Here is a 16,935-nt window from a genome sequence, read left to right on the forward strand (position 1 = left end):
GTAGAGGCGCACCTCAGGAATGTCCAGCTAAAAACGGGCCGACGGCGCGTCGGCCCTGAGGATCACGCCAGCAGGCGGCGCGCGGCATCAACCACAATTGCTACCGCATTGCTTTCGGTCTGCTTCATAGTTGCCGCATCCGGGATCTCTTTCTGGGTGCGATTCACGATCACCCCAGCCACCATCCCGGCACGCAGCCCCTGGCTGGCGCACATGGTCAGCAGCGTGGCGGATTCCATCTCATAGTTGAGCACGCCCATCTGCTGCCACTCTTTCATTGAACCCTGGAAGCGGCTAACGACGCGACCAGAGAAGGTATCGTAACGCTCCTGCCCCGGATAGAACGTATCAGAGGAAGCGGTAACGCCAATATGCGGTGTCGCACCGGAGGCTTTTGCCGCTTCCACCAGTGCGGTAGTACAGGCGAAATCAGCAACGGCAGGGAACTCCATCGGCGCGAAGTGCAGACTGGCACCGTCCAGACGTACCGCCGCCGTGGTCACCAGCACGTCACCCACCTGAATATCAGGTTGGATAGCACCGGTGGTGCCGACACGCAGGAAAGTACGAATACCCAGCTGCGCCAGCTCTTCTACAGCGATAGAAGTTGAGGGGCCGCCGATGCCGGTTGAACAAACAATTACCGGTTTACCGTCCAGTTCGGCACGCCAGCTGGTAAATTCACGATGGGAGGCAAGATGCTGCGGATTATCCATCAGCGCGGCAATGCGTTTTACGCGCTCAGGATCGCCCGGCACGATAGCCAGCGTAGCACCCTGTAGGTCTGCTTTAGTAAGTCCTAAATGAAACACATCTGACTGAGCCATTAATCCTCCTGAGAAAAATCGTTTAATTTCCCTACTCTACGGCAAGCATTCGGGAAAATATGTGAATAAAATCACTAGTAAAAATGAAAATTACATTTCATAAAGCAATTAATGTGATTTTAGTCACATTAAAACACTCCGTCTGATCGCTTTGCCATAACCTGCCGTGCGGTTTTATCCCGTCGGATGATAAAGAAAAGATAAACACAGATGCCGCAGCCTGTGGCTGATTTTGGCTATAGTTACCGAATTGCGCTACTACCAGCACGGAGAGAACAATGAAGAACGAAGAGCATCAGGCTCAGCAAGAGCGTCATCGCGGGTTCGCTCCTGCGGCATCGCCCGCCGCCGCTACTGCTATCATCACCGACAGCGAGACGATCGAAGGTGGCGAAACCACCATCAACACCCAGGGCGAGAACATGCCGGCCTGGTTCGCCCGTCCTAAAAACGCTACGGGTCCGCTGCCGGTAGTGCTGGTAGTGCAGGAGATCTTTGGCGTTCACGAACATATCCGCGATATTTGTCGTCGTCTGGCGGCAGAAGGCTATCTGGCGATAGCGCCGGAACTCTATTTCCGTCAGGGCGATCCCAACGACTACAACGATATCGGGCAGCTGTTTCAGCAGCTGGTGAGCAAGGTGCCTGATGTGCAAGTGCTGGCGGATCTCGATCACGTTGCCAACTGGGCGTCACGTCACGGCGGCGATATGCGCAATCTGGCAATCACCGGTTTTTGCTGGGGCGGGCGCATCGTCTGGCTTTATGCGGCACACAATCCGCAGTTGAAAGCGGGCGTCGCCTGGTATGGCCGTCTGACCGGCGAAAAAACGATGCAGCAGCCCTCCTACCCAGTGGATATTGCCACGGATTTAACTGCGCCTGTGCTGGGACTGTACGGTGCGAAAGATGAAGGGATTCCATTAGCAAGCGTGGAAACCATGCGTCAGGCGCTGAAGGATGCCAACGCCACGGCGGAGATTGTGGTTTACCCGGAAGCGGGTCACGCTTTTAACGCCGATTACCGGCCCAGCTATCACGAAGCGTCGGCGCAGGATGGCTGGCAACGAATGCTGGTCTGGTTTCATCAGTATGGCGTTAAGCCTGTACGCTGAGGCAAAAAAGGGGGCGGACAGCGCCCCCAGAACAACAGACAAACCAGAGGCGCAGGATATTCAGACAGAGAGGCAAAATGTCCCGCGCTTCGGTAAATGACACAGCAGTCACACGGTAAATTAAACCTTTTCTGCCCGCAGCTTACGTGCCGCCTGTACCATATTCGCTAACGCCAGACGGGTTTCGGTCCAGCCACGAGTTTTCAGGCCACAGTCCGGGTTCACCCACAGCCGCTCTACCGGGATACGCTTCGCCGCCTTACGCAGCAGCGCTTCAATCCATTCGACGTCAGGCACGTTTGGCGAGTGAATGTCATATACGCCGGGGCCGATTTCATTGGGGTAGTCAAACTCCTCAAACGACTCCAGCAGTTCCATATCGGAGCGCGACGTTTCGATGGTAATCACATCGGCATCCAGCGCGGCGATAGAATCCATAATGTCGTTGAATTCGCAGTAACACATATGGGTATGGATCTGCGTATCATCCTGCGCCACCGCCGCGTTCAGGCGGAACGCATCCACCGCCCAGTTCAGATAGGCCGCCCAGTCAGACCGACGCAGCGGCAGGCCTTCACGCAACGCCGGTTCATCAATCTGAATGATGCCGATACCCGCTTTCTCCAGATCCGCCACTTCATCACGCAGCGCCAACGCAATCTGTTTGGCGATGGTTTCGCGTGAAACATCCTCACGCGGGAAAGACCAGCAGAGGATGGTCACCGGGCCGGTGAGCATTCCTTTAACCGGCTTATCGGTCAGTGACTGCGCATACTTCGCCCACTCCACGGTGATCGGCTCAGGACGGCTGACGTCACCGATAATCACCGGCGGCTTCACGCAGCGGGAACCGTAACTCTGTACCCAGCCGTTTTGCGTAAAGACAAAGCCGTCAAGATGCTCACCGAAATATTCCACCATGTCGTTACGCTCGGCTTCGCCGTGCACCAGTACATCCAGCCCCAACCGCTCCTGCTCGGCGATCGCCTGTTTAATGTGCTCTGCGATACCGGTACGATAATGATGGCTGTCCAGCCGCCCCTGCCTGAAATCGAGGCGCAGGCCGCGAATCTCTGTGGTCTGCGGAAAAGAGCCAATAGTAGTAGTCGGCCAGTCCGGCAGATTAAAGCGTTGACGTTGCGCTCTGACACGCTCGGCATAGCTGCTCTGACGCTCGCTGTCCTTCGCGTTGATCGCCGCCAGACGCTGAGCCACCACGTCATTGTGTACGCGCGAAGAACTGCGGCGGGCGCGAATCGGCGCACTCCAGGCCTCCAGCAAGGCGGCATCGTTGTTATTTAACGCCTTGCTCAGCAGCGCCAGTTCGCCGCACTTCTGTAGGGCAAAGGAGAACCAGCTTTTTACCTCATCATCCAGACGGGTTTCCGCACTGAGATCGATCGGGCTGTGCAGCAGCGAGCAGGAGGAGCCGATCCAGAGCTGCTGACGCTGTGCCACCAGCGGATGCAGGCGTTCAAACCAGCTGCTCAGATCGGCACGCCATACGTTGCGCCCGTTAATTACGCCGAGCGAAAGCAGCCAGGAATCCGGCAGCTGCGCATTCAGGCTGGCGATATCATCTTTACCGTGCACCAGATCGACGTGCAGCCCCTGCACCGGCAGTTCACGAATGGTGTCGATATTCTGGCCGATGCTGTCAAAATAGGTGGTCAACAGCAGCTTGCTGTAGCCCTGCAATGCCTGGTAAGCAGATTTAAACGCGGCCAGCCACGGCTGCGGCAGCTCCAGCACCAGCGCCGGTTCATCAATCTGTACCCACTCAATATCGCGCTTCGCCAGCTCCGCCAGCACCTGTTGGTATACCGGCAGGATCGCATCCAGCAGGCTAAGACGATCGAACGGCTCGCCTTTTACTTTGCCGAGCCACAGCCAGGTCACTGGCCCCAGCAGCACCGGCTTCACCTTATGGCCTAACGCCAGTGCTTCATCTACTTCATCCAGCAGCTGCCTCCATGCCAGGCGGAACTGCTGCCCTTTAGTAAATTCCGGCACCATGTAGTGATAGTTGGTGTTAAACCACTTGGTCATTTCCGCCGCCGCTGCGGGTTCACCGCTGGGCGCACGTCCACGCCCAATGCGGAACAGCGTATCGAGATCGACCGAACCGTCGTGATTTTGATGACGCGCCGGAACGTTACCAAGCAGCAGGCTGGTGGTTAAAACATGATCGTACCAGGCAAAATCGCCTACCGGCACAATATCCACGCCCGCCTCTTTCTGCTGCTGCCAATGACGAGCACGCAGTTCGCGCCCCACCGCCAGCAGCTCCTGCTGATTAATAGTGCCTGCCCAGTAGCTTTCCTGCGCTTTTTTCAGTTCGCGGCGCAGACCGACGCGGGGGAAGCCGAGCGTATGGTTCAGTATGGTCATGCTGTCTCTCCATCAAATCCTGTTAATTTGGCGATACCGGCATCGTCAGTTTACGTACGGTCAGCATTGCGCTACCGGGCGCAGTTCTTCGATATTGAACGCTGCCCAAACGTAAAATGACGAAACGTAAAGATGTTTAGCCGTCCAGATGTTTACACCGCTATAATCTGCAGGTAGTGTATATTCCTCAAGCGCAAATTGTTCATTGTCGATGTGAAGGACTCTCATGATCGAAATCAGGCACCTGCGAACGTTACAGGCTCTCAGGCATACCGGCTCGCTGGCGGCGGCGGCGGCACAGCTTCATCAGACACAGTCAGCGTTATCTCATCAGTTCAGCGATCTGGAACAGCGTCTCGGTTTTCGTCTGTTCGTGCGTAAAAGTCAGCCGCTACGCTTTACGCCGCAGGGTGAGATTTTGCTACAGCTGGCGGAACAGGTACTGCCGCAGATTCAGCAGGCGCTACAGGCATGCCATGAACCGCATCAGACGACGCTGCGTATCGCTATTGAGTGCCACAGCTGCATCCAGTGGCTGACGCCCGCGCTGAACAGCTTCCGCCAGAGCTGGCCGCAGGTGGTGGTGGATTTCAAATCGGGTGTAACCTTCGACCCGCAGCCAGCGCTACAGCAGGGCGAGCTGGATATCGTTCTGACCTCCGACATTCTGCCGCGCAGCGGGCTGCACTATTCACCGATGTTCGATTTTGAAGTCCGTCTGGTGCTGGCACCGGATCATCCTCTGGCGCAGGTGAAGACCATCATGCCGGAGGATCTCGCTCAGGAAGTGTTAATGATCTATCCGGTGCAGCGGCAGCGGCTGGATATCTGGCGGCACTTTTTACAACCGGCAGGCGTCAGCCCCGCATTGAAAAGCGTAGATAATACGCTGCTGCTGATACAGATGGTGGCGGCGCACATGGGTATTGCCGCGCTGCCGCACTGGGTAGTGGAAAGTTTCGAGCGTCAGGGATTGATTGTCACTAAAACACTGGGTGATGGCCTGTGGAGCCGCCTGTATGCAGCGGTACGTGAAGGTGAACAGCGGCAGCCGGTCACCGATGCCTTTATTCGTTCAGCACGCCAGCATGCCTGTAATCACCTTCCTTTTGTACGTGATGCCTCACGCCACGCGCTATCGGTAAGCTAAATTTTCTTTCCCGATGAAAGCGGAATCATCGGGAAAGTTAAGACATTCTTTTAATTATTCGTAAATTATCTAACTAACGCTTCAATAAAATTAATTAAACCCTAACCCTTTATTAATTGACCCTTATATTTTGTAACGCATAATCTCTTATGGAGAAAAGATTTCTCCGTTATATAAATACTGATTATGGAGAATTATTAATGAAAGAATTATCTATTGCTGAAATCAGCGAAGTTAGCGGCGCGGGAAAAATTGAGAACACCTTATCAAAGGTGTTTGGTAAACTTTTTGGTGATTTCAATAAGTCAATGGCTGATAAGATTGGTCTGGAATGTAGCTACGATGAAGCTTTAGAACAGGGTAAACAAATTGGCAGTCACCTGGGTCAGGCTGTGGAATACTGGATTAATGATACTTTAGAAAGCCTTCGCAACCGCCTTCTTAGCTAATCAACAGTATTAATCAGTGCTTATATCATTAACTATTCCATGATGCTTAGTTAATTGATCCTTTAATGCTAAAAAGCATAATTGCCTGCGGGGAAAAAAATTCTCCACAAAAAAATATTAACTCTTAGAGGGATTAGTAATGAAAGAATTATCAGTTATTGAAGTTCAGGAAGTTAGCGGTGCCGGTAAAATCCAGGATGCTTATTCAAACGCTTTCAGTAATTATTTCGGTGAAATGACCGCTGCTCTGAATAAAGTATTCAATACAGGTTATGATGTTGAAGCGGCAAAAGAAGTAGGTAAAGACTTCGGCAGCCGTATCGGCAAAGCTTACGAAGATTTCTTTAGTAAAGTTCTTGGCGATCTGCAGAGCCGCCTTGTTAACTAATTAAAGAAATACCGGACTTTTCGAAGTCCGGTATTTTTCAGCGTATCCAGCGCCGATGAATCCACAATGAGGCGATAATCAGCCCGCCACCGAGAATAAAAGGTAGCCAACGAGGCTGCTCTTGCCAGATTGCCAGGTTAACCAACAGGCCAGCAGGTACATGCATGTTGTTCATAATCCCTAAGGTTCCGGCATCAACCTGCGTTGCACCGTAATTCCACATAAAATAACCCAGACCTGAGGCAACAATGCCCAGCCAGATCAGAATTCCCCACTGCACAGAGGTGGTGGGTAGCTTTTGCGGATTTCCCCATAGAAACCAGGCGATAGTTGCCGCCAGCAGCGCACCGATATAAAACCAGGAAAAGGCAGTATGCTGCGGCATTGGACGCGTCTCCTGTAGCCTTTTATATCCCACCATACCAATAGCGAAACAGAGGTTAGCCAGCTGTACCAGCACCAGACCGGTCCAGAAATTTTCGCTCAGGTGGTCATAACGAATGATCGCCGCACCCACTACTGCCAGCAGCGCGCTAAGCGCGTAGCCAGGACGAATACCTCGTCGGCTCATCAGGTCATAAATCAGCGTGATATACAGCGGCGTCATAACGGTAAAGAGCAGCAGCTCCTGTACGCTGAGGTAGAGATAGGCTTCAAAAGTAAGCAAATACATGATGCCCAGCTGCATCATGCCTACCAGCATGTAAAGCAACAGCGTGGAAACCCGATAGCCGCGCCAGCGTAAGAAAGGCAGAAAAACCAGCGCCGCCAGCCCCAGACGTACCAGCACGGAAAAGACACTATCGACCTGCCCCGCCAGATAAACACCAATCAGACTGAAAGAGAAGGCCCATAAAACGGTTGTGATAATCAGTAATGCCACGTAACACACCAGTTCGTTAAACAGAAAGCTATTGTAACGGAACGGGCAATCTGTTCAGCCAGTATTTAGTTGACATCTGTTTTTATTTTGACCTTTTAGCAAGTGCTTTATCCATGCCAGACAGGAAAATGAGCATAGCGCTCTGTCATCTCTCGCTTCCGGAAGCGGAAATGCCTGTCTAAAAAAAGCATTTTTGTGAAAAAATAAGGTCACTCTGTCATAAAAATGAAACATTTGCGTTTTTCTTCACAATCCGCCCGGAGGGCGTTAGTTATCCTTTGCGCTCCACAATAACCTGATGGAACAGCTTTATTCGTAGTATTAAGGACTTATTCATCGCGCTTTTGGAGGACTTTCTATGCTTAGCATTTTTAAGCCGGCACAACACCGAGCTCGTATCGCAGAAGAGGATATCGATCCGCTCTATCGCCGCCTGCGCTGGCAGATTTTTTTCGGGATATTTTTTGGCTACGCCGCTTACTACCTGGTACGTAAAAATTTTGCGCTCGCTATGCCCTACCTGGTAGAGCAGGGATTTTCACGCGGCGATTTAGGTTTTGCCCTCTCCGGCATCTCTATTGCCTACGGCTTTTCTAAATTTATTATGGGTTCGGTTTCCGATCGCTCCAATCCACGGGTTTTCCTGCCGGCAGGCCTGATCCTGGCCGCGACGGTGATGTTGGTAATGGGCTTTGTGCCCTGGGCTACTTCCAGCATTATGGTGATGTTTACGCTACTGTTTATATGCGGCTGGTTTCAGGGCATGGGCTGGCCGCCCTGCGGACGCACTATGGTGCACTGGTGGTCGCAAAAAGAGCGCGGCGGCATTGTTTCCGTCTGGAACTGCGCCCACAACGTTGGCGGCGGCATTCCTCCCCTGCTGTTTCTGCTGGGTATGGCCTGGTTTAATGACTGGAGAGCGGCATTCTATATGCCCGCTTTTGCCGCCATCCTTGTGGCGCTGTTTGCTTTTGCCTTAATGCGCGACACGCCGCAATCCTGCGGCCTGCCGCCTGTGGAAGAATACAAAGAGGATTATCCGCCTGATTACAGCGAAGCGAACGAGCAGGAGCTCACCGCGAAGCAGATTTTTATGCACTATATTCTGCCGAACAGGCTGCTATGGTATATCGCGTTGGCCAACGTTTTTGTCTACCTGCTGCGCTACGGCATTCTGGACTGGTCGCCGACCTATCTGAAAGAGGTGAAACACTTCGCGCTGGATAAATCCTCCTGGGCCTACTTCTTCTATGAATATGCCGGCATTCCCGGCACGCTACTCTGCGGCTGGATGTCGGATAAGGTATTTCGGGGCAATCGCGGCGCAACCGGCGTTTTCTTTATGGTGCTGGTGACCATTGCTACCGTAATTTACTGGCTCAATCCGGTGGGTAATCCCGACATCGATACGGCCTGTATGATTGTTATCGGCTTTCTGATTTACGGCCCGGTAATGCTGATAGGGCTGCACGCGCTGGAGCTGGCGCCGAAAAAAGCAGCAGGCACCGCTGCCGGTTTTACCGGGCTGTTTGGGTATCTTGGCGGCTCCGTCGCGGCCAGCGCCATTGTCGGCTACACCGTCGACTATTTCGGCTGGGACGGCGGTTTTCTGGTGATGATCGGCGGCTGCGTGCTGGCGATTATTTTGCTGTTGTTAACCATGCTGAGTGAAAAGCAGCACAAGCAGCAGCTAACATAATAAACCCAGGCATCCATCATCGCGGCTGAAGTTATTCAGCCAACCGATGCTGGAGAAAGCGGTATGACAGGGAGAGCGCAACCGCTCTCCACTGCTATCAGAAATTGTATCCTAACCCAATATTAAATCCATTGACCGAATACTTTTGTCCAAAATCGGTTTCAGTCCCTTCATAGCCCAAAGTAATCGAGATCGCCTCAACAGGATTAATAATTACGCCCAGACCATAAGCAAAAGCGGAGGATTTTTTAGAGGAATGCGTTTCCCACTCATAAAAATTACTAATATTCCATGTATTATTCACTTCAGCTTTGGTATATGCCAGCCCACCTAATGCATACAGTGAAATATAATCATTCAGGCGGAAAGATGGGCCAACCAGGAATGAATAATATTTTAGATCGGCGTTGCGGCTACGGGTAAACTCAATGCCTTGCTCATAGCCTTTATCTTTACCGCCTTTGAGATCGCTATTTTTCATATAGCTAAAGGAAGCCATTACGCCAACGATATCATCGAACTCATAGCGATACTGTAGATTAACACCGCGAATGTTTTTGAAATCTTCTACTTTGCTTTGCGCATAACCTACCGTTAACGATTGATAATCTGCCAGAGCCGAACCGCTTACTGTCGAAGCTGCCAGCAATATCGCTAAAGATATCTTTTTCATTTTGAATTCCTTATCAAAAAAATATAAATCATGCGTTGATAAATCAGGCTCGCCGCCATCATCGTTAATAAGGCAAAAAGCCTTAGTATTTCGCGCCAGATCTAAAGATTAAACCGACGTGTTTATATTAATAGAAAAATTACTATTCTTTCAGGTAGCTCTGACCATAATTATATTCAATACTTAACATAAACTTTTAACATCGATCATAAAGTACTTATTTATTAGCAGTCAGGCAAATAAATGTTGTCATTACGTTGGACAGACTACAGAGCATGACGCTTAATGTAGAGCATCCCCAATCGGATAGCGGTCCGTTAGTCGCAAAGCATATCAGGCGGCTCATCGCGCCGCCCGGCCTTTTGTTATTTGAGGAATAGCTCGCGCAGCTTATGGGGAACCGCATCTTCAACGTTGCTACCAATAACTTCCAGCTCCGGTAGCAGGTCTTTCAGGCGCTGATGGGCATTACGCATGATGTAGCCTTTACCCGCCATGTTCAGCATCTCTTTATCATTCATGCCGTCGCCAAAGGCGATACTGGTCTCTAGTGAATACCCCAGCAACTTCGCCACTTCTTCCAGTGCATGGCCTTTGGAAACGCCGCCTGCCATCACTTCCAGACAGGTTGGGAAAGAGAAACTAACGTTAACCCGATCGCCCCAGCGTGCCACGATCGCTTCTTCCAGCGGCACCAGCTTTTCCGGCTCGTCGCTGATAAAAAAGACTTTACTGATGCCATCGGTTGGCAACAGGCCCGGCTGATAAACCTGATAACGGAATTCCGATTCCTGGAAATAACGCTCTTCGTCGGGATGATGGCGGTTAAGAAACCATTCATCATCGCGATAAACGTTGGTGAGAATATCGGGATCGTCATGCTTTAACGCATAAAGATCGCTGGCAATATCTTCATCCAGGTTATGGCTGAAAATCAGCTCACCGGCGGTATTATGCACGCGCGCGCCATTAGAGGTGATCATGTAAGCCTCAATTTCCAGGTTATCCCGCATCTGCGAGACATCAACATGATGACGTCCGGTAGCAAAAACAAAATGCACGCCGCGTGCGGTGAGCAGACGCAAAGTCTCTTTGGTATAGGGCGTTAAGCGGTGGTCGGGTGAAAGCAGGGTGCCATCCAAATCGGAAGCGACAACGTGGTACATGCAAACCTCTGGTATCGAAGGATGTGGTAACGGTCTGAGTGGTGCAAATTAATTATGCCGCTCGAAAAAATCGACGATGGCATGTAACGCTTCGGCACGCATAGCGTCTTTTTCAAACAGGATCTCGTGACGCGCACCGGCAATAACTTTGGGCTTTCCGCCTTCACAGGGATGCCCTGCAGCAGACATTGCCGCGCAGAAAAGATCCTGCGAACGGTTATCTACCACTCGTTCTTCTTCAGCCTGTAGCAGCAGCAGCGGCGTAGTAATGGTTGCCGCCTTGCTCAGGATGCTCTGGCCCGCGTGGATGCCTTCACGCACCCAGTGATAGGTGGGGCCGCCGACACGCAGTGCCGGATCGTCCGCATAGAAGCGCAGGTTACGTTTATAGCGCTCGCGGCTGTGAGTCAATCCGTTGAGGCTGAATGGATGCGCACGCCAGCGACCGGTGCCCAGCGCATAGCCATCGCGTATCTTCGGACGTTTTTCTGCCCAGTTCAGAATACGGTGCGCCATCCAGGCAGGCATCGGCAGATAGATGCCAAACATGGGCGAAGCCAGCACCACCGCATCGAATATCGTCGGCTGTCGGGCCAGCAACAGCGTCAGAATCGCGCCCCCCATCGAATGCGCCAGCGCATAACGACGCCGGTAGCGTCCGGTTAGCGTATTTTGCTGACAAAGCGTTGCTAAATCATCAACGTAGTGCTCGAAGTGCGCCACGTGACCGCGATGCGCGTCCTTTAGCAACCGCCCGGATCGGCCCTGCCCGCGATGATCGAGGATAACGATATCATAACCGCAGTGCCAAAGATCGTAGGCCAATTCTGGATATTTGACGTAGCTTTCGATACGTCCCGGCACAATGACGATAACGCGGTCATGCTGCGGTGACGTGAAGCGCACGTAGCGGATTGGCACATCATCAACACCGGGAAATTCGCACTCCTCGCGCTGACGCCAGAAATCGAGCAGCGGCCCGGTAGCGAAAGCGGCAAACGCCTGCTCCCGCGTTGGCCATTGCTTTTTATGGCTGGTCATGGCTCGACTCCTTTAAACCGTTCGATAAACTGCCGCCATAGCGCAACCGCTGGCAATGGCGTATTGTGGCACAATTCTGCGCGTTCAGGGAGCGTTACCCATGACTACCGAATGGTGGCTGACCTATTTGTTAACCACGCTTATTCTTAGCCTGTCGCCTGGTTCCGGCGCAATAAATACCATGAGTACCGGCATCAGCCACGGCTACCGTGGTGCAATGGCTTCAATTGCTGGTCTCCAGGTGGGATTAGGGTTACATATTATGTTGGTAGGCGTTGGACTGGGAGCGCTGTTTTCACGTTCTCTGCTGGCGTTTGAGATCCTGAAATGGGCAGGTGCCGCCTATCTTATCTGGCTGGGCGTTCAGCAATGGCGCACCGCCGGAGCAATTAATCTGGATGCGGTTTCACGTGCGATGCCGCGCCGTCGTCTGTTTCAGCGCGCCGTGCTGGTCAATTTGACCAATCCGAAGAGTATTATTTTTCTCGCCGCGCTGTTTCCACAGTTTGTGATACCGCATCAGCCACAGGCGATGCAGTATTTGGTGTTGGGTGCAACGACTATTGTCGTCGATATTATGGTGATGATTGGCTATGCCACGCTGGCTACACGTATTGCTGCATGGATTAAGGGCCCCCATCAGATGAAGTTGCTGAACCGTATTTTTGGTGGATTGTTTATTGCCGTCGGCGCGCTGCTGGCCTCGGCACGGCGAGTAGCGTAGGGAGCTTGTGGTTGCAGGAAGAGGATTGCGGCTGGCGGCTACTCCCGGTCAGCGGAGACAGGCAGCCAGGTAAAGTTGCCGTTCAGCCAGCGCGCAGCGATCCGGGCGTACAAATAGTACGTGAGGAAGCGAGCACTGCCCGAACGGCAAATAGCAAGTCAGTCAGGCCGCCCTCAGCGGGAGAGAATCAGATGGATACCGAAACCGGCGAACAACACCCCCGCCATCCCGTCGATCCATTTCGCCACGCGCTGATACTGACGCCGCATCCATGGCAGTGCAAACACCGCCGCCACCAGCGTAAACCAGGCGAAAGTTTCGCTGATAATCAGCACAAATAAGCCCCAGCGCGCACCTGCCGCAACATCGTCGCCGACAAACAGTGAAAAAACGCTGCCGAAATAGATTACCGCTTTGGGATTGGAGAGGTTGGTCAGAAAGCCTTTCAGGAAACTGTGTCCCTTTTTCGCCAGCTTCACTTCCGGCTCGGCGCTCACTGTCGGTTGGCGATGCTGACGATGTGCAGATCGCAGCAGCTGCCAGCCCAGCCAGGTGAGATAGAGGCCACCACAGACCATAATGATTTCATGGAGCCACGCCATTTTTTGCAGGATCAGATGTAATCCCATCAGCGCAACGCCTGCCCAGATAACGATACCCAGCGTAATGCCCATCACGCCCAGCATCGCTTCTTTACGTGAGCGACTGGCAGCGGTTTGCGAAACAAAAAAGAAATCCGGTCCGGGGCTCATCAACGCAACTAAATGCACGACGGCTACGGTAAGAAAAAGCGCGAGCATACAGTGTCCTTGCCGATAAAAAGTGAGAGAAAGCCGATTGGCTCTCTCAGGGGAGGAATGATTATTACGCTAAAACTATTTTGATTCATCCGTTATCTGCAACAGCCGGTGCTCAAAGAAATTATTCCTCACCGTCAACATGTTCGCGGATCATTACCATAAACGGCTTGCCGAAGCGCTCCAGCTTGCGCTGCCCTACGCCGTTGATGCTGAGCATCTCCGAAGCGGTCAGCGGCATCTGTTCAGCCATTTCAATCAGCGTCGCATCGTTAAACACCACGTAAGGCGGAATATTCTCTTCATCAGCAATCGCTTTACGCAATTTGCGCAGCTTGGCGAACAGCTTGCGATCGTAGTTACCGCCGTAGCTTTTCTGGTTGTTATATTTCGCTTTGACCGTAACCAGACGCGGGACAGCGAGCATCAACGGTGCTTCGCCACGCAGGACAGGCCGTGCCGCTTCGGTAAGCTGTAACGCGGAATGCAGCGTAATGTTTTGCGTAACCAGTCCGAGGTGAATCAGCTGACGCAGCACGCTAACCCAATGCTCGTGACTCTGATCGCGGCCAATACCGTAAACCGGTAGTTTATCGTGTCCTGAATCGCGGATGCGCTGATTACTGGCACCACGTAACACTTCGACCACGTAACCCATCCCGAAGCGCTGCCCAACACGGTAGATGGTGGATAGCGCCTTTTGCGCTTCAACCAGACCATCATAACGCCGCGGCGGATCGAGGCAGATATCGCAGTTGCCGCACGGCTGTTGGCGGCCTTCGCCGAAATAGTTGAGCAGCACCAGACGACGGCAGGTTTGCGCTTCGGCAAACGCGCCCATCGCATTCAGCTTATGGCGCTCAATATCCTGCAACGGGCCGGGCGCTTTCTCTTCCAGGCAGCGGCGCAGCCAGGCCATATCCGCCGGATCGTAAAGCAGCATCGCCTCGGCGGGCAGGCCATCACGTCCGGCGCGCCCGGTTTCCTGATAATAGGATTCGATATTACGTGGGATATCGAAATGCACCACAAAACGCACGTTAGGTTTATTGATGCCCATACCGAAAGCAACGGTGGCTACCACGATCTGCAAATCGTCCCGCTGAAAAGCGTCCTGTACCTGAGCGCGATGCGCATTCTCCATGCCCGCATGGTAAGCGCCTACGCTCAGGCCACGGCTTTGCAGGCGTGCCGCCGTATCCTCAACTTTAGCGCGGCTGTTACAGTAGATGATGCCGCTTTTACCGCGCTGATCCTGAACGTAGCGCAGCAGCTGCTCGGTCGGCTTAAATTTTTCCACCAGCATGTAACGAATATTAGGCCGATCAAAGCTGCTGATTTGAATCAGCGGATCGTCAAGCTGCAACAGCCGGACAATATCATTGCGTGTGGTTTCATCGGCGGTCGCCGTCAGCGCCATTACCGGCAGCGACGGAAAGCGCTGCCGCAGCTGGCCTAACGCGCCATATTCGGGGCGAAAATCATGGCCCCATTGTGAAATACAGTGCGCTTCATCTACCGCCAGCATTGCTGGCTGCCAGTGCATCAGGGTATCGAGGAAGTTATCCATCATCAGGCGTTCGGGGGCGATATAGAGCAGACGCACTTCGCCGCGACGGCAGCCCGCCATTACCGCCTGCTGCTCTTCGCGTGTTTGCGTTGAGTTCAGGCACGCCGCCGCGACACCATTGGCTAACAGCTGATCAACCTGATCTTTCATTAGCGAAATCAATGGTGAAACGACCAGCGTCAGGCCGTCACGCAGCAGGGCCGGGATCTGGTAACAGAGCGATTTTCCGCCGCCGGTAGGCATCACCACCAGACAATCCCGCCCGCTAAGCGATGCCTGAATGATGGTTTGCTGACCGGGGCGAAACTGCTGATAGCCGAAGGTGTCGCGTAATACCTGCTCCGCCAGCGCTTCATGATTAATTACTGCCGCCGTAGACACGTCTTCCCCGTATTGCACTCTATTCGATGATGGTGACGGGCGGGATTGATAGCCGCCCGAAGAGACAGTTGCTGTGTGGCAGACCCGCTACACGGGCCTGAATCAGAACAGATCGTTTAACGTTACGCCAACGCCAATGCGCGTCTGACGATGATTATAATCGATTAACGATTCGCCGTAACCACTGAATACCTGGGTATAGAACCGTACATGCTCAGTAATCGGGTAACTCCAGCCCAGCTGCGCGCCGCCGTAACCGCTGTTCCAGTTATAGTTGCCCTGCAAACTAAAGATGCTGTCACCCACCCGATATCCCAGCCTGGCGCGATAGTACCCCATGTATTTGGTAATGTCAGGGTTATCATCATTACTCGCGCTTTCCGGCAGGCGATACCAGGGCTTAATTTCCACCAGGAAATTGCCGTTTTCCGCCATCAGCCGGGCGTAAACGCGGTTCCAGCTACGTGAAGTCGGATCGGAACGCCCGTTTGATTCGTGGTTCAGGCCCAGCTCCACATCACGTAATGTCCAGCCAGCAAAGGTGTAATCCGTAGCCCAGCCAAGAAAAATCTGTGGCTCATAGTTAGTTTCACGAAAGGGTGACGAAGCGCCACGGTTTGAAAGCTGCCACCAGGAACGCTGCGTATAGGAAGCGGCCAGCACGGAATTATCGCCCAGAATACCGCGCCAGAGCGGAAAGGCCAGGCTGAGCTGGAATTTTACCTCATCTTTCTTCGCGTTCTGGCCCCACTCATAGGAATCGATCGCTTCCTTATTCATATCGCTGGTCCAGGTATAAAGCAAATAGTTGCTTTCATAAGGATAAAGCACGAAGGGATTATCATGCTTTTCCAGCAAGTTAGCGATAATACTACCGCGCACCGCAGGCGCATCATGCACTTCCCTGACAGTAGCTTGCTGAGCCTGGGCGAAAGCGGGCAATAACAAAGCTACTACTAATCCTCTTAGCATACGCATAGTCTTCTCCAGTGATACGCTGTGTAAATAGTAACTAAAAAAGCAGGCCATTCTACACACAATCCCATAATGGGATCAGCGCTGTTTTCTTAAAATGGAAAGCACTTTTCCAGCAGCTTAAAATGTACAAATCGTTAACATTACGGCATCTTTATCTCCCTGCTTCAGGAAAAACCTTTTATGTCAGAGACTCTGTTAAATCAAAGTGCGGCACGCCAGCTTATCGGAGATATTTTTGTCTACCATATGCCATTTAATCAGGCGCTGGGTCTGGAGCTGGTACGGCTTGAATCCGATTATGCCGAGCTGCGCTTTGCCAATAAAACCATGCTGGTCGGCAACGCGGCGCAACAGATCCTGCATGGCGGTGCCATCGCCTCGATTCTGGACGTGGCTGCCGGGCTGATTTGCGTCAGCAGTTCTCTCACGCGCCAGGAGAGCATCACCGAGCAGGAGCTGCGCCATCGTTTATCGCGCATGGGTACGATCGATCTGCGTGTCGATTATTTACGCCCCGGACGCGGTGAGCACTTCATCGCCGCCAGCAGCCTGCTGCGCGCCGGAAACAAAGTTGCGGTGGCGCGCGTTGAGCTGCATAACGATGCGGGCGTACATATCGCCAGCGCTACCGCGACCTACCTGGTAGGCTAATTTTCACCGTGGCGCTCATTTTTCCTTTAAACTGACGGTTTTATATCTGAGA

The 16,935-nt window shown here is 52.7% G+C and carries 16 protein-coding genes; 7 read left to right on the plus strand and 9 right to left on the minus strand.

Annotated features, from left to right (window positions below; all coding sequences use genetic code 11):
• Positions 1-62: 62 nt before the first annotated feature.
• Positions 63-827, minus strand: coding sequence for a uridine phosphorylase (gene udp / locus C7M51_RS15875; RefSeq protein WP_160622611.1), 765 nt, complete (start codon positions 825-827; stop codon positions 63-65).
• A 278-nt stretch (positions 828-1,105) separates the two neighbouring features.
• On the opposite strand from udp, the gene C7M51_RS15880 reads away from it, so the two are divergent.
• Entirely contained in the window at positions 1,106-1,942 is an 837-nt protein-coding gene (locus tag C7M51_RS15880; protein WP_160622612.1) for a dienelactone hydrolase family protein, read from the plus strand.
• 120 nt (positions 1,943-2,062) lie between these two features.
• On the opposite strand, the gene metE is transcribed toward C7M51_RS15880, so the two are convergent.
• Positions 2,063-4,333 (minus strand): 5-methyltetrahydropteroyltriglutamate--homocysteine S-methyltransferase, encoded by a 2,271-nt coding sequence (gene metE, locus C7M51_RS15885; RefSeq protein ID WP_160622613.1) that lies wholly within the window; start codon positions 4,331-4,333, stop codon positions 2,063-2,065.
• A gap of 226 nt (positions 4,334-4,559) precedes the next feature.
• Here metE and metR point away from each other — a divergent pair, with 226 nt between their 5' ends.
• From metR to C7M51_RS15900, 3 genes are all read left to right on the plus strand, one after another.
• Positions 4,560-5,483 carry an HTH-type transcriptional regulator MetR gene (metR, locus tag C7M51_RS15890; protein ID WP_160622614.1) on the plus strand — a complete coding sequence of 308 codons (924 nt, stop codon included), beginning with the start codon at positions 4,560-4,562 and terminating at the stop codon, positions 5,481-5,483.
• Positions 5,484-5,683: 200 nt separating this feature from the next.
• Positions 5,684-5,932, plus strand: coding sequence for a hypothetical protein (locus tag C7M51_RS15895; protein ID WP_160622615.1), 249 nt, complete (start codon positions 5,684-5,686; stop codon positions 5,930-5,932).
• Between the two features lie 139 nt (positions 5,933-6,071).
• Positions 6,072-6,320, plus strand: coding sequence for a hypothetical protein (locus tag C7M51_RS15900; protein WP_160622616.1), 249 nt, complete (start codon positions 6,072-6,074; stop codon positions 6,318-6,320).
• Positions 6,321-6,357: 37 nt separating this feature from the next.
• On the opposite strand, the gene C7M51_RS15905 is transcribed toward C7M51_RS15900, so the two are convergent.
• Positions 6,358-7,203 (minus strand): carboxylate/amino acid/amine transporter, encoded by an 846-nt coding sequence (locus tag C7M51_RS15905; protein WP_160622617.1) that lies wholly within the window; start codon positions 7,201-7,203, stop codon positions 6,358-6,360.
• A 358-nt stretch (positions 7,204-7,561) separates the two neighbouring features.
• On the opposite strand from C7M51_RS15905, the gene glpT reads away from it, so the two are divergent.
• Positions 7,562-8,902, plus strand: coding sequence for a glycerol-3-phosphate transporter (gene glpT / locus C7M51_RS15910; protein WP_160622618.1), 1,341 nt, complete (start codon positions 7,562-7,564; stop codon positions 8,900-8,902).
• A 97-nt stretch (positions 8,903-8,999) separates the two neighbouring features.
• On the opposite strand, the gene C7M51_RS15915 is transcribed toward glpT, so the two are convergent.
• The 3 genes from C7M51_RS15915 to pldB form a co-directional block, all read right to left on the minus strand.
• Positions 9,000-9,575 carry an Ail/Lom family outer membrane beta-barrel protein gene (locus C7M51_RS15915; RefSeq protein WP_160622619.1) on the minus strand — a complete coding sequence of 192 codons (576 nt, stop codon included), beginning with the start codon at positions 9,573-9,575 and terminating at the stop codon, positions 9,000-9,002.
• Positions 9,576-9,940: 365 nt separating this feature from the next.
• On the minus strand, positions 9,941-10,741 hold the full coding sequence (gene yigL, locus C7M51_RS15920; RefSeq protein ID WP_160622620.1) for a sugar/pyridoxal phosphate phosphatase YigL: 801 nt from the start codon (positions 10,739-10,741) through the stop codon (positions 9,941-9,943).
• A 48-nt stretch (positions 10,742-10,789) separates the two neighbouring features.
• Positions 10,790-11,782 carry a lysophospholipase L2 gene (pldB, locus tag C7M51_RS15925; protein ID WP_160622621.1) on the minus strand — a complete coding sequence of 331 codons (993 nt, stop codon included), beginning with the start codon at positions 11,780-11,782 and terminating at the stop codon, positions 10,790-10,792.
• A gap of 100 nt (positions 11,783-11,882) precedes the next feature.
• Here pldB and rhtB point away from each other — a divergent pair, with 100 nt between their 5' ends.
• The gene (rhtB, locus tag C7M51_RS15930) at positions 11,883-12,506 is read left to right on the plus strand and encodes a homoserine/homoserine lactone efflux protein (RefSeq protein ID WP_160622622.1); all 624 of its coding nucleotides are present in this window, start codon (positions 11,883-11,885) and stop codon (positions 12,504-12,506) included.
• A 173-nt stretch (positions 12,507-12,679) separates the two neighbouring features.
• On the opposite strand, the gene rhtC is transcribed toward rhtB, so the two are convergent.
• The 3 genes from rhtC to pldA form a co-directional block, all read right to left on the minus strand.
• Complete coding sequence (rhtC, locus tag C7M51_RS15935; protein WP_160622623.1) at positions 12,680-13,306, minus strand: threonine export protein RhtC; 627 nt, start codon at positions 13,304-13,306, stop codon at positions 12,680-12,682.
• 121 nt (positions 13,307-13,427) lie between these two features.
• Positions 13,428-15,254 carry an ATP-dependent DNA helicase RecQ gene (recQ, locus tag C7M51_RS15940; RefSeq protein WP_160622624.1) on the minus strand — a complete coding sequence of 609 codons (1,827 nt, stop codon included), beginning with the start codon at positions 15,252-15,254 and terminating at the stop codon, positions 13,428-13,430.
• Between the two features lie 102 nt (positions 15,255-15,356).
• Entirely contained in the window at positions 15,357-16,232 is an 876-nt protein-coding gene (pldA, locus tag C7M51_RS15945; RefSeq protein ID WP_160622625.1) for a phospholipase A, read from the minus strand.
• Positions 16,233-16,412: 180 nt separating this feature from the next.
• Between pldA and C7M51_RS15950 the strand changes: the two genes are divergently transcribed.
• Positions 16,413-16,883: a thioesterase family protein gene (locus C7M51_RS15950; protein WP_160622626.1), complete on the plus strand. Its 471-nt coding sequence runs from the start codon at positions 16,413-16,415 to the stop codon at positions 16,881-16,883.
• Positions 16,884-16,935: the final 52 nt, after the last annotated feature.

The sequence above is a fragment of the Mixta intestinalis genome (genome assembly GCF_009914055.1).
Classification (GTDB): Bacteria; Pseudomonadota; Gammaproteobacteria; order Enterobacterales; family Enterobacteriaceae; genus Mixta; species Mixta intestinalis.